The sequence below is a fragment of the Peribacillus simplex genome, from assembly GCF_900156045.1.
GTDB lineage: Bacteria > Bacillota > Bacilli > Bacillales > DSM-1321 > Peribacillus > Peribacillus simplex_D.
This window is the reverse complement of record NZ_FTMX01000001.1, coordinates 580,936-600,968: the sequence shown is the minus strand read 5'-3', so window position 1 is coordinate 600,968 and position 20,033 is coordinate 580,936. Positions and strand designations below refer to the sequence as shown.

Annotated in this window: 16 protein-coding genes and 1 other annotated feature (1 of these 17 running past the window's edge); of the genes, 2 read left to right on the top strand and 14 right to left on the bottom strand. The window is 42.5% G+C overall.

From position 1 onward, the window contains the following. Positions 1–189 (bottom strand) — a binding site (T-box leader); it reaches 40 nt to the left of the window's first position. Between the two features lie 226 nt (positions 190–415). Continuing rightward, positions 416–607 (top strand): hypothetical protein, encoded by a 192-nt coding sequence (locus BW986_RS02850; RefSeq protein ID WP_076364936.1) that lies wholly within the window; start codon positions 416–418, stop codon positions 605–607. 56 nt (positions 608–663) lie between these two features. Here the strand turns inward: BW986_RS02850 and ysxE are convergent, their stop codons facing one another. The 8 genes from ysxE to hemA form a co-directional block, all read right to left on the bottom strand. After that, positions 664–1,734 carry a spore coat protein YsxE gene (gene ysxE, locus BW986_RS02845; protein WP_260320644.1) on the bottom strand — a complete coding sequence of 357 codons (1,071 nt, stop codon included), beginning with the start codon at positions 1,732–1,734 and terminating at the stop codon, positions 664–666. A 95-nt stretch (positions 1,735–1,829) separates the two neighbouring features. Further along, on the bottom strand, positions 1,830–3,224 hold the full coding sequence (gene spoVID / locus BW986_RS02840) for a stage VI sporulation protein D (protein ID WP_076364934.1): 1,395 nt from the start codon (positions 3,222–3,224) through the stop codon (positions 1,830–1,832). 411 nt (positions 3,225–3,635) lie between these two features. After that, positions 3,636–4,925 carry a glutamate-1-semialdehyde 2,1-aminomutase gene (gene hemL, locus BW986_RS02835; protein WP_076364932.1) on the bottom strand — a complete coding sequence of 430 codons (1,290 nt, stop codon included), beginning with the start codon at positions 4,923–4,925 and terminating at the stop codon, positions 3,636–3,638. Between the two features lie 41 nt (positions 4,926–4,966). After that, on the bottom strand, positions 4,967–5,959 hold the full coding sequence (gene hemB, locus BW986_RS02830) for a porphobilinogen synthase (protein WP_076364930.1): 993 nt from the start codon (positions 5,957–5,959) through the stop codon (positions 4,967–4,969). Further along, on the bottom strand, positions 5,956–6,753 hold the full coding sequence (locus tag BW986_RS02825; RefSeq protein ID WP_076364928.1) for a uroporphyrinogen-III synthase: 798 nt from the start codon (positions 6,751–6,753) through the stop codon (positions 5,956–5,958). Before BW986_RS02825 ends, hemB begins: the two co-directional genes overlap by 4 nt. Further along, the gene (hemC, locus tag BW986_RS02820) at positions 6,753–7,685 is read right to left on the bottom strand and encodes a hydroxymethylbilane synthase (protein WP_076364926.1); all 933 of its coding nucleotides are present in this window, start codon (positions 7,683–7,685) and stop codon (positions 6,753–6,755) included. The genes BW986_RS02825 and hemC overlap by 1 nt, the downstream gene beginning before the upstream one ends. Positions 7,686–7,694: 9 nt before the next feature. Further along, positions 7,695–8,525, bottom strand: a complete 831-nt coding sequence (locus tag BW986_RS02815) for a cytochrome C assembly family protein (protein ID WP_076364924.1) — start codon at positions 8,523–8,525, stop codon at positions 7,695–7,697. 10 nt (positions 8,526–8,535) lie between these two features. Next, entirely contained in the window at positions 8,536–9,882 is a 1,347-nt protein-coding gene (gene hemA, locus BW986_RS02810) for a glutamyl-tRNA reductase (RefSeq protein WP_076364922.1), read from the bottom strand. 253 nt (positions 9,883–10,135) lie between these two features. Between hemA and BW986_RS02805 the strand changes: the two genes are divergently transcribed. After that, positions 10,136–10,618, top strand: a complete 483-nt coding sequence (locus BW986_RS02805; RefSeq protein WP_076364920.1) for a LiaF transmembrane domain-containing protein — start codon at positions 10,136–10,138, stop codon at positions 10,616–10,618. A gap of 74 nt (positions 10,619–10,692) precedes the next feature. Here the strand turns inward: BW986_RS02805 and yihA are convergent, their stop codons facing one another. The 6 genes from yihA to BW986_RS02775 all read right to left on the bottom strand — a co-directional run bounded on the left by yihA (position 10,693) and on the right by BW986_RS02775 (position 19,912). Beyond that, entirely contained in the window at positions 10,693–11,274 is a 582-nt protein-coding gene (gene yihA / locus BW986_RS02800) for a ribosome biogenesis GTP-binding protein YihA/YsxC (protein WP_034308918.1), read from the bottom strand. Further along, on the bottom strand, positions 11,271–13,592 hold the full coding sequence (gene lon, locus BW986_RS02795; protein ID WP_076364918.1) for an endopeptidase La: 2,322 nt from the start codon (positions 13,590–13,592) through the stop codon (positions 11,271–11,273). Before lon ends, yihA begins: the two co-directional genes overlap by 4 nt. Positions 13,593–13,847: 255 nt before the next feature. Beyond that, the gene (gene lonB / locus BW986_RS02790; protein ID WP_076364916.1) at positions 13,848–15,518 is read right to left on the bottom strand and encodes an ATP-dependent protease LonB; all 1,671 of its coding nucleotides are present in this window, start codon (positions 15,516–15,518) and stop codon (positions 13,848–13,850) included. Positions 15,519–15,700: 182 nt separating this feature from the next. Continuing rightward, positions 15,701–16,969, bottom strand: a complete 1,269-nt coding sequence (gene clpX / locus BW986_RS02785) for an ATP-dependent protease ATP-binding subunit ClpX (protein WP_076364914.1) — start codon at positions 16,967–16,969, stop codon at positions 15,701–15,703. Between the two features lie 431 nt (positions 16,970–17,400). Then, positions 17,401–18,693, bottom strand: a complete 1,293-nt coding sequence (gene tig / locus BW986_RS02780; RefSeq protein WP_076364912.1) for a trigger factor — start codon at positions 18,691–18,693, stop codon at positions 17,401–17,403. 184 nt (positions 18,694–18,877) lie between these two features. Further along, positions 18,878–19,912, bottom strand: coding sequence for a tetratricopeptide repeat protein (locus BW986_RS02775; RefSeq protein ID WP_076364910.1), 1,035 nt, complete (start codon positions 19,910–19,912; stop codon positions 18,878–18,880). Positions 19,913–20,033 lie beyond the last annotated feature (121 nt).

Sequence of the window (20,033 nt, the reverse complement as noted above, 5' to 3'; positions counted from 1 at the left end):
CCGAAAAAGAAAAAAATCTCTTTCGGCTCTCAAATCGGATAACGGCTCTTCACCGGCCTTCGCTACTAAGTGGTTCACGAAGACTGCTCGCGGACGACTTCGGATGCTGCTGCCTGGAAACCTCGCACCAATTTGGTTCCCTCTCTGAAAAGTGCATTTCATCTTACTATTTCCGGTCTTTGCATTGATTTATATTCATATGTAAAATCATTGAATGCATATAGTATATAGTACAAAAAACATGGGGCTCCAGTCAATCATCTTTTCGCTTTCTTTCTCAGCAACCATCCCATTTGATACTTTCAAGTTCATTTTCTTTATTTTATCCTCCTGGAACAGTGAATGTGACGGCTGTTTCACCTTTTCCACTGCCCACCCATAGAATATAAGAAGTCCTAAAAAGGAAGGTAATAATATGAAGCGTAGATATACTCCCTATACTTTACCGCCTTGGGTGAAGAAAATCCGCGGTGTCTGCCAGCAGTTCATCGTCCCCTTTATCGTGTTCCAAGGATTACGTACGCTGATTTTCCCGACTTTCTTCGATATGCTCCTGCTAATCGCCTTTATTTTCCTGGCCATGTCTTTGTATTTCGACTGGATTTAAGTATTCCCTTACAGCAAAAAAATATACATGACTGGATATGATCCAATCATGTATATTTAGCTTGGGGGTGATTGTTCTTCTTTGGCAGCTTCGGCAGCAGCCTTTTTCTGCTGTTCGATTTCTTCGATTTTCATCACCATATATTCAATATTTTTCAAAAGCCAAAATTGCCGCTGCAGTTGTGTAACATTATCAAGCTCTGAACGATGGCCCCTTCCATCGGAGTAACCCTTCACTAATTCCAAAGCTGAACCAGGGAATGCCAGATAACTTTGCATGAGCAGCAATTCTTCTTCTTTCAACGGAAAATAACGAAAATAGTTATATAGCCAGTCAACGCAGTCATCGCATTGGACAGGATAGGTCCTGGCCGATTTAACGAGAAATGGCAGTAAATCGAAATGCGGCGGAGCCGTATTCGAATTCTCAAAATTGATGAAGTATCCATATCCCCGCTCATCATAAACGAAATGCTTCATGGAAACCTTTCCATGCGTGACCACGGTCCGGACCTTTTCACTATCCTTCGTTTTTTCATACCAGGTTTCAAACTTCTTGATCGAGTACTTCAGCGCCTGTGAAATATCAGTGTAGAAAGAACAAACCGTCAGTTCGAATGGAGACATATACCACTTCTTTTCACAGCTGACAATATACTCATCCATAAAGTCCTTCTCGTTATTCCAGGCATCAAGCGTCCGCTCATAATGGGCTTCCCGTTCCTCGGTATCCACTTGAATTTCCTTAACGGAAAGTGTATGCATCCGAGCAAGCTCCCTGAACATTTGCTTATGTTTCTCATCGCGCTCCCCGTCCCTTTCATTATTGAGCCAGGGCATCAGGTAATATAAACGTCCATTATGAAGAACGGCATATCGCTGATCCATCGTTTGATAAATGGGAACGATCCGGTTATAGCCGCGATGGTACAGTTTTTGAACATTTTTGATAAAATCAATGCCGTTCTGCGGTAACATGGATTTCAAGGCAAATGTACCGCGATCACTGTAAACTTTTTTTACACGCCCGAAGTCCTCAATATATTGTACATACATGGCATATTCCCTCAATACGGTCTCCGTGTCACGATCCCGATTGGCAGGCTGCTGATTCTCGTTTTCCTTCACGAGACTCACTCACTTTCTCTAAAAAAACTGAACGATCCGATCCCTCTGGCACCTAAAAAACAGGAGCAGACCATATGCTCTGCTCTCTGTCCTCGTCAATTCTTATATGCAACCGCCTTCGGTATATAGATGACTTGCCCTTCATGGACGTTCTGATTCGACTCCAATTCATTGCTGAAAAGTATCGATTGAACCGTAACATCATATCGTTGAGCCAAGTCATCAAGCGTTTCCCCTTGCTGAACAATGCAAACCTTCATCCTTACCAGTTCTTCTTCTTGTTTCCGTCCGAATAAATCCATGATGGATAGCTGCTTTTCATCATGATCGGCCGTTTCTTTATCATCACGTTCCGCGGCTTGTTTCCTGCCTTTGAAATTCTTACCCTCCTTAGCCGGAGGCGCTGGTCTTTCCCTCTTTTTGAATAGATCGCTTATGGACGAATTGGATTCCTCTTGCTCCACCTTCACATTCTCATTAAGGATAGGACCCGCTGCAACGTCATCTTCCCCCTGCCTGATGACATCCTCGGTTTCTAAATTTGAAACTGGGCTATTTTGATGCTTGGTTGCATGACTTGGCTCTTCTACTACTTCCTCGCTCACCCTTGGAATCTCCATCTTCTCCATGGAATCCTGCCTGCTAGGTACTTCCTCCAGTTGCGCCTCTCCCATTGAAGGTACCATTTCCGTAGAGTCAGGCGGATCGCCAATTACATCTTCTTCTACAGCTTCTTCCTCTCTATGCACTTCCGTTTCCCACTCCTCCTCTTCAGGATATGGTGAAACGGGCATTTCAAAAACTGGGGCATTATGCTGATCGCTTAAATAAATCGGTTCTTCTTCTTCCTCTTCGTTTGCTTCAGAAATTCGTTTTGCCTCTGCAGAAAAAGGCGCGTATAACTCTTCTTCCTCCTCATCACGAAAAACAGGCTGAAAATCCGGAATTGGCGGCACTGCAGCTGCATAAGGAATATATGACTCATTTTCCCCATCCGTTTCTTCCTGTTCCCCTGTTTCCCCAACTTCCTGCTCGGTATCGAAACGTTCTTCCACATATGAATCATTATAGATTCCGGTTATCAAAAGGTCCGCCTGCAATTTCAAACAGTTATGCTCTGGCATGGCATAATCAAAGCTTTGAATCGAGACATCGACCTCATCCAATGAGGCAATCCGATTATTCGGAATCGTTATATCAACCGGAAAACGGTGAGTGAACTCATTAAGTCCATCGAGATGCCTCTCGACCTTTTGAACCGCTTTTGGCAAAAAGGTCTGCGAAAACTCCTCTTCTTCACCATTTTGCGAGCCTTTGTATTCACCGCTTAAATCTAACGAGCCTCGTATAAAAACATATTGGTCACTTTCTTGAATCGCCACATTCGGATCAAGGGAAATGGAATATAGCTCAGCCACTTCCTGTCCCTTCTGGAACCAAACGGATTCCTCTAAAGAAAATCGTAAATACGATTCATTTTCTTGCGACAAGACAACTCCTCCTTTCAGCTTCAGGAAACGGTACCTATACCAATATCAATCTATGAAGGAGGGAAGCTGTTTATTCCTTAATTTCATATGCAATAAATCTTATAATTCCTGTGCCTTTTAAAAAGAAGGAGATTCAATTTCTAGTCTAAAATTAAGTTGGAGTGCATCAATCGGCCTGAAAAATCCGGCATGATTCGGCCTATCTTCGGGACTTCTACCAATTATTTTTACCCAACGCCGTATTAATCCGACCTTCTACCAATTAGTTCGGCCTCCTACTTTTGATTCGTTTCTTCCATTTACTGATTGAATTCAAAAAAACTGGCTACCTTTCTCCAAAAGCCTTTGGAAAAAAGCAGCCAGTTCAAATTTATTATTATCGAATATAGCAGTAGTTCATGAAGCCTTGCATCATTTTTTTAATTTTGCAAAAGCCTGTTCTGCCGCTGTAATGGTCTTTTCGATATCTTCATCACTATGTGCAGTGGAAAGGAATAAACCTTCAAACTGTGACGGCGGCAAGTAGATGCCTTGATTCGCCATTTCCCTATAGTAAGAAGCAAAGAACTCTAAGTCGGATGTTTTAGCTGTATCATAGTTTACGACTTCTTCATTAGTAAAGAAAAGTCCAATCATGGAACCGGCACGGTTGAATGTATGGGGAACTCCGTACTTTTCCGCTGCTTCTCCAATTCCTTTTTCGAGCATATCCCCTTTTCGGGTGAACTCATCATAGGATTCTGGAGTCAATTGACTCAGCGTTTCAAGGCCGGCCGTCATCGCAAGAGGGTTACCAGACAATGTCCCCGCTTGATAGATTGTCCCACTCGGGGCAATTTGTTCCATGAATTCGCGCTTGCCTCCGAATGCTCCGACAGGCAAGCCTCCGCCGATTACTTTCCCAAGGCAAGTCAGGTCAGGTACGATGCCAAAATAGCCTTGTGCACAATTATAGCCGACACGGAACCCTGTCATAACTTCGTCAAAGATCAATAGAGCCCCGTATTGGGTCGTCACTTCACGTAAGCCTTCGAGGAAACCAGGTTGTGGCGGAACCACGCCCATGTTCCCTGCAACTGGTTCCACGATGATGCAAGCGATGTCTTCGCCAAATTGTTCAAACGCATATTTGGTTGCAGCAAGATCATTATATGCCACGGTAATCGTATTTTTTGCAATGCCTTCCGGTACCCCAGGGCTATCCGGTAAACCTAATGTTGCAACGCCGGAACCCGCTTTGATTAGCAATGAATCGCCATGGCCATGATAGGAACCTTCGAATTTCAGGATTTTATCACGGCCTGTAATGCCTCGTGCCAGCCTTAGTGCACTCATCGTCGCTTCGGTTCCTGAAGATACCATCCGGATCATTTCAATCGAAGGCACCCGTTCAATAACCAACTTGGCCAGTTCATTCTCTATAAGCGTAGAAGTTCCAAAGCTTGTACCTGATTCCGCTACCTTTTTCAATGACTCCACGACACGGTCATTCGTGTGACCCAGGATAAGCGGTCCCCATGAAAGAACATAGTCGATATATTCATTTCCATCGATATCATACATTTTTGAGCCTTTTCCACGCTCCATGAAAATGGGATCCATGTCCACAGATTTGAAGGCACGTACCGGGCTGTTCACGCCGCCTGGCATCAAATTTTTTGCTTCGGCAAACGCTTCTTTCGATTTTTCATATGACCGCATGATTCAATCCCCTTTTTCCATTACAGGTTATATTTTTTATATCATTGATTATCTTCGTTTATCCAGCGTGCTACCTCTTTTGAAAAATACGTAATGATCAAGTCGGAACCTGCGCGTTTCAAGCCTGTCAGCATTTCCATCACTATCGCTTTTTCATCAATCCAGCCATTTTGGGCAGCAGCCTTGACCATTGAATATTCACCGCTGACATTATAGGAAACAACCGGAAGATTAAAGTTATTCTTAACGTCCCTGATGATGTCCATGTAGGAAAGGGCCGGTTTCACGATTAGGAAGTCCGCACCTTCAGCAACATCGGATTCAGCCTCACGGAACGCTTCAAGGCGATTGGCGGGATCCATTTGGTAAGTTTTCCTGTCACCAAATTGTGGGGCACCATTCGCAGCATCACGGAATGGGCCGTAAAAAGCCGAAGCATATTTCACCGCATAGGACATGATCGGAATATCTTCATAACCCGCTTCATCCAGACCTGTACGGATCGCCGCAACGAAACCGTCCATCATATTGGAAGGCGCAATGATATCGGCGCCGGCCTCTGCCTGGCTGATTGCCGTTTTGGCAAGAAGGTCAAGAGAAGCGTCATTGAGGATTTTCTCCCCTTCAACGACTCCGCAATGGCCATGGCTTGTATACTCACAAAGACAGGTATCCGCAATGACAATAACTTCAGGATATTGTTTTTTAATAAAGCGGGTTGCCTCTTGCACAAGTCCGTTGTGATGAAATGCCCCTGTGCCCTGTTCGTCTTTATCATGATCAAAAGGGACACCGAATAATATGACTGATTTAATTCCAAGACTCACGACTTCATCCATTTCGGCCCCCAGATTATCCATGGATAACTGATAGATGCCTGGCATGGAGTTGATTTCATTTTTCACATTTTCCCCGTCGATGACGAAGATCGGATAGATCAAATCCTCTTTATGCAATTGTGTTTCACGGACTAATGCCCTCATGCCAGCACTTGCACGCAAGCGGCGGTGGCGATTGAATGGAATGTTTTTCATGTTAAAGTTCCTCCCTTTTCCCTTCTTGTCAAGATGAAGCGTATTAACTCCGTAACCATGGCATCCGTCGTATAAACATCTGGACAGACATCGACGGATAGCCCATGTTTTTCAGCCGTTTTAGCGGCAATCGGCCCGATTGCTGCGATGATGATCCGGTCTATGTATGTATCCAATTCATGGCGTTTCATGATCTGTAAAAAATGATTGACCGTCGATGAACTCGTAAAGGTTATGATGTCGATTTCATGGTTCTTTATAAGATGCACCAGTTTTTTTTCACTGCTTCGGGGAAGCACTGTATGATAAATAATCACTTCATCACACGATGCACCAGCTTCATTGATCGCCTCCGCAATGACCGCCCTTGCGAGATTTCCTTTTGCCAGCAGCACGCGTGCCCCCGGATCAAGCCGGGTATTGAACTCCGCCACGAACCCTTCGGCAACAAACTGAGCTGGAACGAAATCCGCCTTATATCCATGTCGTTTCAGGGCGGCTTCTGTTTTGGAGCCGATTACGGCTATTTTCGGAAGCTTTAAAGGCTGGTTTCCAAGTAACTTAAAGAAGAAATCCACCCCATTTTGACTGGTCAGGATGATCCAGTCATATGAAAGCAATTCTTCTAACCGCTGTTGCACATCATCCATATGATCAGGAAGAGTGAACTCAAGCAATGGCACGAGAAGCGGCGTTCCGCCATTTTTCTCGATCGACTCTTTTAAACCATCCGCCTGTCCTTTCCCTCTGGTGATTAATACCTGATAATCCTTAAGGGGTTGAACGGGATTCATTACTGATCAAGCTCTTCTTTTACGCGATCGATCAATTCTTTACCGCCCATTTCGCTAATCTGTTTGGCAGCAGCATGCCCAACCGCCTCGGGATCAGTACCCTCAACCATTTCTTTATAAATCACCTTTCCATCCGGGGCAGCGACCAAAGCCGTCAACGAAACGAATCCATCATCTTTTGCCACCGCAAATCCGGCAATCGGCACCTGGCATCCGCCTTCCATTTTATCCAAAAAGGCACGTTCCGCTTCTACCGTTCTTTTCGTTTTTTCACAGGTCAATTTCGCAAGTTCCGCCAACAGATCTTTGTCGTCTTCGCGGCATTCAATGGAAAGTGCTCCTTGCCCAACTGCCGGAATGCAAATATCTTCATCTAAAAATTCCGTAACGATGTCCTGCTCCCATCCCATTCTTGATAGTCCGGCCGCTGCTAAAATGATGGCATCATAATCTTCCGTTTTCAGCTTATTCAGACGGGTATCGATATTACCGCGAATCCATTTAATTTCAAGGTCCGGCCTTCTAGCCAAAATTTGCGCGCCACGGCGCAAGCTGCTTGTACCAATGATGGAACCGGGCTTCAGTTCGGAAAGAGTTTCACCGTTCTTGGAAATCAAGGCATCCCGATGGTCCTCCCTCGGTGGTATGCAGCCAATCGTCAAGCCTGGAGGCAGTACAGCAGGCATATCTTTCATACTATGTACGGCCATATCAATTTCTTTATCGAGCATCGCTTGTTCGATTTCTTTAACGAATAAGCCTTTTCCGCCTACCTTGGAAAGTGTTACATCAAGGATTTGGTCACCCTTTGTGACAATTTCCTTCACCTCGAACTCGTATGGAACCCCAAGCTCTTTAAGTTGATCGATTACCCAGTTCGTTTGGGTGATCGCTAATTTACTACGTCTAGAACCGACAATTATTTTTCTCATAGTTTCCTCCTATGTATTCCAAAAGTGGAATGTTGAAAGGCTTCCGAAAAGGAAAAAGTTAATTAACACAATCATGAAAGATCCAATATTCAGAAAGGCTAGCGTCCTTCCATACATTTGTTTCCGAATTTTCAAGTATAAAAACACACTGTAAGCGATAAGCAAAATGAATGAGCCGATGATCTTCATGTCCAGCCAGGATACCCCAGGCACTTTTATATAAGCCCATTGAATCCCCAGGATAAGGGAGACCACCAATAATGGAACACCTATTACCGCGAGGACATAAGACATATGCTCAAGCTTTGTTAAATCGCCGAGTCGAAGCAGGCGTTTCCCCCATTTCTTCCTTTTCAGTAAATCATATTGAATTAAGTATAAAAGTGAAAAAACGAAAGAAAGCGTGAATGCCCCATATGATAGGATGGCAAAAGTGATATGTATGAGCAATAGCTCTGAAACCAGGCGCTGTGCAAGCACTTGAGATTCTATCTGAACAGGTGCGAAGGTATGGATGGCCATGACCATGAAACCTAGTACATTCGTAAAAAAGACCGTAAAATCGACTCTTAGCAATCGGTTAATGATTAAAGATAGCGATATGAGGACCCATGCATAAAAATATAAGCCTTCAAAAATCGTCAATACCGGGAACCTTCCCGTTTTCAACACATACAGAAACAAAAAAATTGTTTGCAGTACCCAAACAATAGAAAGCAACCAGAAGGCGACCCTATTCGCCTTCTGGTTATTATTAAGGAAATCGATAAAATATAAAAGCATACTGACGGCATACAACAAAACAGTGGCTTCATGCAATCTTGTCATTAGTAATTCCATGTCTACCTCATTACTGGACAGGAACTGGATTCAATAGGGATGGCTTGGAGCTGTTCCGTTCTTTTTCATCCGCAACCAGCTGGTCTTCAATCAATTCCTCTAAATGAAAGATTTTCACGAAATTATTCAATTGCTCTTTTGCATTTGGCTCATCTGCCAGCTCTTTTGCATAAAGTATCGGATCTTTCAGCATTTGGTTGATGATGCTTTTCGTATGCTTGTTCAGAACTTTTTTGTCACGTTCGCTCAAATGCGGAAGCTTTCTTTCGATGCTTTCCATCGTTTCCTTCTGTATCGTTAGGGATTTTTCCCGTAAAGAAGAAATGACGGGAACCACACCAAGCAAATTAATCCATTGGTTGAAGTCCACAATTTCCGATTCGATCATCAATTCTATTTTCTCGGCAGCTTTTTTACGTTCTTCGATATTGGCTTGCACGATCCCTTCAAGATCGTCAATGTCATACAAGAAGACATTTTCCAGCTCACCCAATGTTGGATCGAGGTCACGCGGCACTGCGATATCGACCATAAAAATAGGACGTCCTTTACGAAGCTTATTGACGAATGACATCATTTCTTTTGTTACAAGAAGATCTTTCGATCCAGTGGAAGTAATCAGGATATCGGTATCCACTAAAGCGCATTGCAGCTCTTGAAGCTGTTTCGCCGTACCATTGAATCTCCCGGCCAGGTCGACCGCTTTCTGGAAGGTGCGGTTAATGACTGTAATGCTGTCGGCGCCATTGCTATACAGATTTTGAATGGCCAGCTCACCCATCTTACCGGCACCAAGAATCAAGACGTTCTTGCCATTCAGGCCACCGAAGATTTTTTTTGCAAGCTCTACTGCCGCATAGCTGACAGAAACGGCATTCGTATTGATCTCTGTTTCTGAATGGGCTTTTTTCGCTAATGTAAGGGCTTGTTTGAAGAGATGGTTAAAAACGGTACCGATCGTATCTTCCTTCTGTCCTAACAGATAGCTTGAACGTACTTGTCCCAAAATCTGAGTTTCTCCCAGTATCATGGAATTCAAGCCGCAGGTCACTGAAAATAAATTCTCGGCAGCCCCATCGCTTTCATAGATATACAGGTATTTAGAAAATTCTTCTTTATCGATGTTAAACCATTCCGAAAGAAATTCCTTTATATAATACCGGCTTGTATGAAGCTGGTCACCGACCGCATATATTTCCGTCCTGTTACATGTTGAAATAATAATGTTTTCCAAGATGCTTTTTTTATTTTTAAGAGCTTTCATTGCCTCGGCAAGTTCGGCTTCGTTAAACGATAGTTTTTCCCGAATTTCTACAGGGGCAGTTTTGTAATTTATACCAACCGCTAGAATATGCATCCTTTTGTTTTGCACCCCCAAAATTTTTCATGTAAATTTATTATACCATGTACTAAAATGGTTTCACGCAAATAATATGAACAGTTTATGAAAACGTATGCTACCATGGAAAAGACAGCCAAAACGCCTGATTTGCTACAAAAGGTGTCTAAGCGGTTTTGTATGTTACATACATATTTCGACATTGTGTACAAAAGTACCATATCAAAAATGGCAAAAAACTTCAAGTAATCGAATTGCATAGGAGGATAAAATGAAAACGCAGCGTATTTTCCCAGGAATCGTTTTAATCGGTTTCGGGCTCTATTTTTTTCTTGAACATTCCCAAATCGAAATCTTTCCAGGCTTTTTCACCTGGCCCACTTTATTGTGTATAGTCGGTGCCGCCTTCCTGATTCAGGCATATAGCGGTAATGAATATGAGTCCATCCTGCCAGGCGTAATCTTACTGGGGTTCGGGGCTCACTTCCACATCGTCGAGAACCTGGATATTTGGCCGGATAATATAGGTATCTTTATTTTAATCATCTCGCTGGGATTTATTCTCCGGGCACGCAAAACAAAATCTGGAATGTTTCACGGCATAGTAATATTCATCGTCTCGATCACTTTGTTATTCTATGATAAAATCACAACGTCTTTCGGGTTTGTTGATACAACTACTGCGAATATCGAAAGGTTTTGGCCATTTGCCTTGATGGCAATCGGAATTTATTTTTTGGTTCGAAAAAAGTGAAAATCATTGATTGGAAATTTTCATGAATTCCATAAGAAAAAAAGGGTATTCCAGTTGCGGAATACCCTTTTCTTTTACATGTATTTCTTAAGGACGCCCCATGCTTGTTCCTTACCTTCGCCTGTTTCTCCAGAAAATAGAAGCAATTCATCTTCTTTTTCCATATTTAACGTTTGGCGCGTGATTTTCAAGTGCTTCTGCCATTTGCCTTTTGGAATTTTATCCGCTTTGGTGGCAATAACGATCCGGGGCAGATCATAATGCTTCAGGAATTCATACATTGCGATATCATCCTTTGTCGGCGGATGACGCAAATCGACGATCAGAAGCGCAGCGCGAAGCTGGTCACGGGAAGTGAAGTACGTTTCGATCATCTTTCCCCAAGCATCACGCTCCGTCTTGGATACTTTTGCATAACCATAACCCGGTACATCCACAAAATGGAGTGCTTCATTTATGATATAAAAATTCAAGGTCTGCGTCTTACCCGGTTTAGAGGATGTGCGCGCCAAGTTTTTTCGATTGATCATTTTGTTGATGAAACTGGATTTCCCAACGTTGGAACGGCCTGCCAAGGCAAATTCCGGTATTGGGGTATTTGGATATTGTTCAGGCTTCACAGCACTGATGACAATATCTGAACTCGTCACTTTCATTCGTTCACACCTACCAATGCATGCTCAAGGACTTCATCGACGTGTGAAACTGGAACAAATGTTAATGCTTTACGGACACTTTCCGGGATATCATCAATATCCTTTTCGTTATTTTGCGGGATGATGATTTTCGTAAGTCCTGCGCGATGGGCCGCTAAAGATTTTTCTTTAAGCCCGCCGATCGGAAGAACCCGTCCGCGTAATGTAATTTCGCCTGTCATGCCTACCTCTTTTCTGATCGGCCTATTTGTAAGGGCCGATATTAACGCTGTTGCAATCGTGATGCCTGCAGAAGGGCCATCTTTTGGGACCGCACCTTCGGGGACATGAATATGAATATCATATTTTTCATGGAAGTTCGCATCAATCTGAAGTTTCTCGGTTTTTGAACGGACATAACTGAAAGCAGCCTGGGCTGACTCTTTCATTACATCGCCAAGCTTTCCTGTCAGGATCAGCTTGCCTTTACCTGGTGATAAGGAAACCTCGATCTGAAGCGTATCGCCACCTACCGACGTGTATGCTAACCCATTGGCTACACCGACTTGGTTCTCGACTTCCGCCTGTCCATAATGGAACACGGTTTTCCCTAAAAACTCCTCGACATTCTTTTCAGAAATGACGACCCGCTTTTTATCTCCGGACACGATGATTTTTGCAGTCTTCCGACAGATGCTTGCTAGCTGTCGCTCCAGACTCCGAACGCCGGCTTCCCGAGTATAGTAACGGATGATTTTTGTTAGAGCTTCCTCACGGATTTGCAGTTGTGTCTTCAATAAACCATGGTTTTCGAGCTGTCTAGGCAGCAAGTGATCCTTGGCTATATGAAGTTTCTCTATCTCAGTATAACCTGCAATCGAAATGATTTCCATACGATCACGAAGCGGACCGGGAATCGATCCCAAATTATTCGCCGTCGCGATGAACATGACTTTGGAAAGATCGTAGGTTTCTTCAATATAATGATCACTGAAATTATGATTTTGCTCCGGATCGAGCACTTCCAGCATCGCTGCTGATGGATCTCCCCTAAAGTCATTGGACATCTTATCGACTTCGTCCAGTAAAAAGACAGGATTGATCGTTCCGGCTTTTTTCATGCCTTGAATGATCCGTCCCGGCATCGCCCCTACATATGTGCGGCGATGTCCGCGGATTTCTGATTCATCGCGCACTCCACCTAAAGATATACGGACGAAATTCCTATTCAGGGAAGAAGCGATCGATTTAGCCAGGCTGGTTTTCCCGACCCCTGGCGGTCCCGCCAAGCAAAGGATCGGTCCCTTCAATGAATTGGTCAATTGCTGGACGGCCAAATACTCAAGCACCCGCTCCTTCACCTTTTCCAAACCATGGTGGTCCCGGTTCAGGATTTTTTCGGCTTTATGAATATTCAAGTCATCTTTGGTCGCTTTGGTCCAAGGAAGCGAAATCAGCCATTCGATATAATTGCGGATGACAGAACTCTCGGCTGAGCTCGAAGGAACCTTTTCATAACGGTCCAATTCCTTTAATGCCGTTTCTTTGATGTGCTCAGGCATATCCGCTTCTTCTATCTTTTCGTTGAGGACCTCAATTTCCCCTGTTTTTCCTTCTTTATCGCCCAATTCCTTTTGGATCGCTTTCATTTGTTCTCGTAAATAATATTCCTTTTGAGTCCGTTCCATCGAACGCTTAACCCGCTGGCCGATTTTTTTCTCGAGAAAAAGAACTTCTTTCTCGTTATTGATGATTTCGATTACACGGCTTAAACGCTCTTTCATATCAATGGTCTCAAGCACTTCTTGCTTCTCCTTCAATTTCAAAGGCAAATGTGAAGCGATTATATCCGCCAATCGCCCAGGCTCTTCAATATCCGAAGTGGACGAAAACGTTTCACCGGTTATTTTTTTGGACATTTTTATGTATTGTTCAAAATAATCCAGTAGTGTGCGCATTAATGCTTGATGTTCAGCATCCTTTTCATCACTGTCTTCATATATTTTAATCTTGGCACCATAATGTGTCTCATAATCGTAAAATTCAATGACTTCTGCGCGGTTCAACCCTTCCACCAACACCCGGATTGTACCATTCGGAAGCTTCAACATCTGTTTTACCTTTGTTAAAGTCCCCATTGTAAATAAATCCTCTTCACCTGGTTCGTCCAACGAAACATCTTGTTGTGTCGTCAAAAATATAAGATGGTCTTCCACCATTGCTTTCTCAAGGGCTTGCACCGATTTATCTCGGCCTACATCTAAATGAAGTACCATCGTTGGATATACAAGCAGTCCTCTTAGCGGCAGGAGGGGGACGATGATTTCTTTATCAGTCATTTCCTGACACCTCCATCTAATTAGTATCGTCGTTGTAAACTATTTACCCATGTTCTCAACCTTTTAACAATTCTATCCTATTTATATAGAAGTGTCTATTCGTTTACCTTAACACGTTTCGACTGCTTTTATTATCTCCAATATTGGATAAAAAAGCACGTCTGAATGCGTGTTTATTTTTACGTCAGGTTTGTCGGGAACGCCAATATGGTCCTTAAAATGCCCCGGTTCCATTTTTTAGCCGGGGCATTTCCTTTATACACTTTCTTTTTTCGATAGGTCTAAGGTTGTAAGGATTTGTTCCGACATCAATTCTTTTTTCAGTGCCTGATCCAGCACTTCTTTTACATTCGAAACGGGAATGATTTCTATATCCTTGATTTCAGATAGAAGCGGCTGCATGTTTTCGGCTGGGATGATTACTTTCTTTGCCCCGGCCAGTTTAGCAGCTTTGATTTTCGGAATGACACCGCCAATCGGTTTAACGCCGCCATGAATGCTTATTTCCCCAGTCATCGCCACGGTGTGATCAACAGGGATTTTATATATGGCCGAGTATATGCCTGTGGCCATTGCAATTCCTGCAGAAGGGCCATCAACTGGACTTCCGCCCGGAAAGTTCACATGGATATCGAATTGATCGGCAGGCACTCCCATCGACCGTAAAACCGTAATGACATTTTCTATCGAACCTTTTGCCATGCTCTTGCGGCGAACCGATTTCCCACTCCCGCCGCCGATACTTTCTTCTTCAACGATGCCGGTAATGTTTATCGAACCTTTTTCATCAGAGGCAGCCATGACCGTAACCTCGATTTCCAGCAACGCCCCGCTGTTGGGACCATAGACTGCAAGACCGTTGACAAGACCTATTTTAGAATTCGATTCTATTTTCCTGTCCATTCTTGGGGTCAGCTGACTGCTATGGGCCATCCAATCTATATCTTCTTCTCTGATAAAAGTCCTGTTTTCATTAATTGATATTCCTGCAAGAGTCTGAATCATGTTGACGGCTTCCCTGCCATTTCGGGCATAATCCGAAATCGACTGCAAGCCTTTTTCACTGATGGTGATCCCCACTTTATCAGAGGCATTCTTAGCCACGGTGATTATTTCTTCCCGGTCAAGTTCACGGAAAAACACTTCTATGCATCTTGAACGTATCGCAGGCGCGATTTCATTTGGCGTTCTTGTTGTGGCTCCAATCAGCCGAAAATCAGCCGGTAGTCCATTTTTAAAAATATCATGGATGTGAGTTGGAATATTTTGATTTTCCTCTTGATAATAAGCACTTTCCAGAAAGACCTTGCGATCCTCCAATACCTTTAACAGTTTATTCATCTGTATTGGATGAAGCTCCCCTATTTCATCTATGAACAGTACGCCGCCATGAGCATTGCTGACTGCACCCTGCTTTGGCTGCGGAATACCTGCCTGTCCCATTGCCCCGGCTCCTTGGTAGATTGGATCGTGCACAGAACCAATGAGCGGATCGGCAATCCCTCGTTCATCGAACCTGGCTGTGGTGGCGTCCAATTCAACGAAAACGGCCGAATTCTTAAAGGGGGATTTTCCATTTTTCTTCGCCTCTTCCAAAACAAGTCTGGCAGCTGCCGTTTTCCCTACCCCTGGAGGACCGTAAATTATCACATGCTGGGGGTTCGGCCCACATAAAGCAGCTTTTAAAGATTTAATCCCATCTTCTTGACCGACGATTTCATTAAATGTGCTTGGTCTAACCTTTTCTGCCAATGGCTCTGTTAACGAAATCGATCTCATCTTCCGTAATTGGTCCATCTCTTTACGTGAATCACGGTCAATGGAAACTTTTTGTGTCCGCTGGCCTTTCAATAAGTTCAAAAAATACAATCCAATAATGATCCCAAAAAACAGCTGGATAAACAACGCCAATCCTGTCCAATTCATCGTATTCCCTCCTGCACTCTCCTAGTTTGTCATTTCTGTTAGTATCTCCTTTGGAAGGGCGAAATTATCCAAGAAATTCGTGTTGAAAATTTTGGCGTTTTTATCCTAAATAACAACATTTTTTAAAAAAGACAAAGAAAAAGACTGCCAGGATGAACTGGCAGTCTTGCTTTTCCATATTATCAAGCAGATGTTTTCTTTTCTTGTCCTTTGATGGTTGTACCGTCTTTTAGGACGAGTTTTGGAGATTCATTTTTCGAAATCGTGCTGCCTGTGATTATACATTTTGCTACATCATCACGTGAAGGCAGATCGAACATCACTTCAAGAATGATGCCTTCGATGATGGAGCGCAGACCACGTGCACCAGTTTTACGTTCAATTGCCTTTTTAGCAATTTCACTTAGCGCTTCCTGTTCGAATTCCAATTCAACATCGTCAAGCTCAAGCAATTTTTGATATTGTTTAACAAGGGCATTTTTCGGCTGTGTAAGGATTTCAATCAAAGCAGCTTCATCCAATTGCTCAAGAGTCGCAATTACCGGAAGACGTCCGATGAATTCCGGAATTAATCCGAAACGAAGCAAGTCTTCAGGAAGGACTTTGGAAAGCAATTCTTTTTCTGCAATATCATCCTTTTTCACGTCAGAGCCAAAGCCGATGACTTTTTGACCAAGACGGCGTTTGATGATCGGTTCGATGCCATCAAATGCACCGCCGCAGATGAACAAAATATTGGTCGTATCGATTTGGATGAATTCCTGATGTGGATGTTTACGACCACCTTGAGGCGGAACGCTTGCAACCGTTCCTTCAAGTATTTTCAATAAAGCTTGTTGCACACCTTCACCAGACACGTCACGTGTAATGGAAGGATTTTCGGATTTACGGGCAACTTTATCGATTTCATCAATATAAATGATGCCTTTTTCCGCTTTTTCCACATCATAATCTGCTGCTTGGATCAATTTTAGCAGGATGTTTTCGACATCTTCCCCAACATATCCAGCTTCCGTCAATGAAGTGGCATCAGCAATGGCAAAAGGAACATTCAGTAATCGCGCCAATGTTTGCGCAAGAAGGGTTTTCCCGCTTCCCGTCGGTCCGATTAGGGCGATGTTACTTTTGGAAAGCTCCACATCGTCGACTTTGCTATTGGAATTGATACGTTTATAATGGTTGTAAACAGCGACAGCCAAAGATTTCTTTGCCTGTTCTTGTCCAATCACATATTCGTCAAGAATTTCGCGAATTTCCATAGGTTTAGGAACATCTCTGAATTCTACTTCTTCATCAGTGCCAAGCTCTTCTTCGACGATCTCCGTACAAAGTTCTATACACTCGTCACAAATATAGACACCTGGACCAGCAACCAGTTTACGGACTTGTTCTTGTGTTTTACCGCAAAAAGAACATTTTAACTGTCCTTTTTCATCATTAAATTTAAACATGTACGTTCACCCCTTTAAATACTCTTCCAACTCTATTACATAGCGGTACCCAATCGTAATGAAAAAAACTAGGCACACATCTACTTAAACATTCCAAAATCCTAAGTATGTTTTGCATTTTATCATGTTCTTGGAAGTTTAGTAACAAAAATGCTCACGGTCCGAGTTGTTAAATAAGTACAATAATCAATCAATATGTATTTGCCCTTTACCAGTATGCCCAAAACTTTGGATCTTTAAAAGCAGGATTTGCTGTATAAATATGTATATGCGGTATTAGAACTAATCTACACCGAAATCCAAAAAAAATCAATCAGGAAGTAACCGATATTTAAAATTTACACTAATTCTCAATATGTATAAAACAAGGCACGATTACTCGCGCCTTGTTTTTTTAAAGAAAATATTTTAATCTACTTATTTAATAAAAATTATTTTGCGTCAACTGTTTTGCTGTTTTCTACCAAGAAGTCAATCGCTTTCTTAATTTTAAGATCGCCTTTGATTCCTTCTAAGTTTCCAAGAGCTTGTTTGATCGCGTCAACTTCCATATTGTACATAGTAGCCATTTGTGCAAGTTCAGCTTCTACATCTTCGTCAGTAGCTTCAAGTTTTTCAACTTCAGCAATCGCTTCAAGAGTTAGGCTCGTACGAACTTGTCCTTCAGCTTCTTCTTTCATTTGAGCTTTTAAAGCTTCTTCGTCTTGACCTGAGAATTGGTAGTAAAGCTCCAAATTAAGACCTTGAGATTGAATGCGTTGAGAGAACTCATTCATCATGCGGTCAACTTCATTTGAAATCATTGCTTCAGGAACGTCTATTTCTGCACCTTCAACAGCTTTACCAATTACAGTGTTTTGAATGAAGTTTTCTTCTTCATGTTTTTTGTCATGCTCTAATTTATGTTTTGTTTTTTCTTTAAGTTCAGCCAAAGTTTCCACTTCGTCGTCGACATCTTTCGCGAACTCATCATCCAACTCAGGAAGTTGTTTTGTTTTGATTTCGTGAATTTTCACTTTGAATACTGCTGGTTTACCTGCAAGTTCAGCAGCATGGTATTCTTCAGGGAATGTAACTTCGATATCTTTTTCAGCGCCAGTTTCAAGACCTACAACTTGCTCTTCAAATCCTGGGATGAAAGAGTTAGAACCGATTTCCAATGAATGGTTTTCTGAAGCTCCGCCTTCGAATGCTTCACCATCAACGAATCCTTCAAAGTCAAGAACAACTGTATCGCCTTCAGCAACTTGTCCTTCTTCTTTAACGACAAGCTCAGCTTGACGCTCTTGCAAAGTTTTCAATTCGTTTTCAACATCTTCGTCAGTTACTTCAGTATTGAAATTTTCAACTTCAACACCTTTGTAATCTCCCAATTTAACTTCAGGCTTAACTGTTACAGTTGCAGTGAAGATCAGGTTTTCGCCTTTTTCCATTTTCTCGATGTCGATTTCTGGACGATCTACAGGCTGAATTCCAGCTTCTTCGACAGCATTTGCATAAGCATCCGGAAGAATGATATCAAGCGCATCTTGGTAAAGTGATTCTACGCCGAATTTTTTTTCGAACATTTGACGTGGCATTTTACCTTTACGGAAGCCAGGTACATTTACTTGTTTCACTACTTTTTTGAAAGCTGCGTCTAAACCTTCGTTTACTTTTGCAGCGTCAACTTCGATTGTTAGTACGCCTTGATTACCTTCTTGTTTTTCCCATTTTACAGACATGTGTTTCCCTCCAAAAAATCTATATACTTCAATAATAAGCATTGGATGAATATGCTTTGCAAGTGTTAACAAGTCATCCTTCAAATATACCCAAAAAATATTGGGGAAATCGTCAAAATTAGACGATTATACATTACAACCACTACATTATACCACAGGATTAATCTGTTACAACAGCAATAGCTTAAATAATGGGATAAGAAATTTCTTCAATTTCTTTTATATAGGAAAGAATATCCGCAACGCTTTCCTCATCAGCATGGTAAATGTCCGCTAATTCCCTCATGAAAACTTCCCCGGTCATGTATTCTTCCGCCAAGGCATGGTAGGCAGCTGCCCACGCAGGCAAGCTTTCTGGTCCTGGTTCAAAAGGAAACAATAAAAAAGAATGACGTTCAATCAAACTATGGACCATTTCAAATAAGCTCGGATTATCCTGACTGATTTCCTCTTCGGTCAGTCCGGTTACCTTCTTATAGAATGCCGTCTCCTTCAAACTTTTCAATTCCCTTGGTATGACCGACTTTGATTGATTGAATTTCTTCAACATCACTTCCTCGTTATATTCCTGGTCGATAAGGATGTTTAGGAGCATCGTTTTAAAGAAAGGGTGTCCCTCATCTTTTTGTAGAAATTCTTCGATTTGAGGGATAAATGGTCGAATATTGATATTCGTGAGTTTTGAAATGACCATAAACATTTCATTATCCGTTTTCCCTTCAAAAAGTTCATCCTCCTGCAATTCCTCTGAAAGCTGCTGCTTTTGCCTTTCCTTTTCCTCTTTTTTATCCTCGAGGGCCCTTTTACTGAACTGAAGCATCTTTTCAAAATGTTCCTCTTTATCAAAAGGGATTTGGTTTTCTTCAAATAACAGTTCGATCGTCGTGACCATTTCCTGATGCTCGCCTAATTGCAGCAGTACCATCAAATAAATATTGATCAGTTGAAAGTAGTCGCCGATGCCTTTATTCAACATCTCTATACACAACTCTTTTGACTCCTGGTAATACTCAAGTTCGACTAATGAGACCACTAGTCCCATGCAAACTTCATCATTTTCGGGCTCATGCTCCCTGGCTTGGCTGAAAAGCTGTGCAGCCGCTTTAAAGTTTCTGTTTCCAAGCTCATCCAGCCCTTTTACAATCAGCCTTTCACCGAGATTTGGAAAGGCGATAATTTTGGTTTCTCCGACCTTCTTTTCGTTGTTCTCATCATCCATCCTATTTTCCGCCTCACCGTTCGCTTTTTGAGAAACAGTTTAGCATGTAATAGCTGGAAACACAAAAAATTATATGCCTGATGAACGCCTTTTCGTCATTCCCCGATAAAAAAAAATCCCG

What these genes read in the sequence shown, in the direction of transcription:
- BW986_RS02805 (WP_076364920.1), top strand. Translation starts at nt 10,136, where the DNA reads ATGAAAACGCAGCGTATTTTCCCAGGAATCGTTTTAATCGGTTTCGGG.
- lon (WP_076364918.1), bottom strand. Translation starts at nt 13,592, where the DNA reads ATGACTGATAAAGAAATCATCGTCCCCCTCCTGCCGCTAAGAGGACTG.
- yihA (WP_034308918.1), bottom strand. Translation starts at nt 11,274, where the DNA reads ATGAAAGTGACGAGTTCAGATATTGTCATCAGTGCTGTGAAGCCTGAA.
- BW986_RS02815 (WP_076364924.1), bottom strand. Translation starts at nt 8,525, where the DNA reads ATGGAATTACTAATGACAAGATTGCATGAAGCCACTGTTTTGTTGTAT.
- tig (WP_076364912.1), bottom strand. Translation starts at nt 18,693, where the DNA reads ATGTCTGTAAAATGGGAAAAACAAGAAGGTAATCAAGGCGTACTAACA.
- BW986_RS02825 (WP_076364928.1), bottom strand. Translation starts at nt 6,753, where the DNA reads ATGAATCCCGTTCAACCCCTTAAGGATTATCAGGTATTAATCACCAGA.
- BW986_RS02775 (WP_076364910.1), bottom strand. Translation starts at nt 19,912, where the DNA reads ATGGATGATGAGAACAACGAAAAGAAGGTCGGAGAAACCAAAATTATC.
- hemB (WP_076364930.1), bottom strand. Translation starts at nt 5,959, where the DNA reads ATGAAAAACATTCCATTCAATCGCCACCGCCGCTTGCGTGCAAGTGCT.
- clpX (WP_076364914.1), bottom strand. Translation starts at nt 16,969, where the DNA reads ATGTTTAAATTTAATGATGAAAAAGGACAGTTAAAATGTTCTTTTTGC.
- hemL (WP_076364932.1), bottom strand. Translation starts at nt 4,925, where the DNA reads ATGCGGTCATATGAAAAATCGAAAGAAGCGTTTGCCGAAGCAAAAAAT.
- lonB (WP_076364916.1), bottom strand. Translation starts at nt 15,518, where the DNA reads ATGAATTGGACAGGATTGGCGTTGTTTATCCAGCTGTTTTTTGGGATC.
- BW986_RS02850 (WP_076364936.1), top strand. Translation starts at nt 416, where the DNA reads ATGAAGCGTAGATATACTCCCTATACTTTACCGCCTTGGGTGAAGAAA.
- hemC (WP_076364926.1), bottom strand. Translation starts at nt 7,685, where the DNA reads ATGAGAAAAATAATTGTCGGTTCTAGACGTAGTAAATTAGCGATCACC.
- hemA (WP_076364922.1), bottom strand. Translation starts at nt 9,882, where the DNA reads ATGCATATTCTAGCGGTTGGTATAAATTACAAAACTGCCCCTGTAGAA.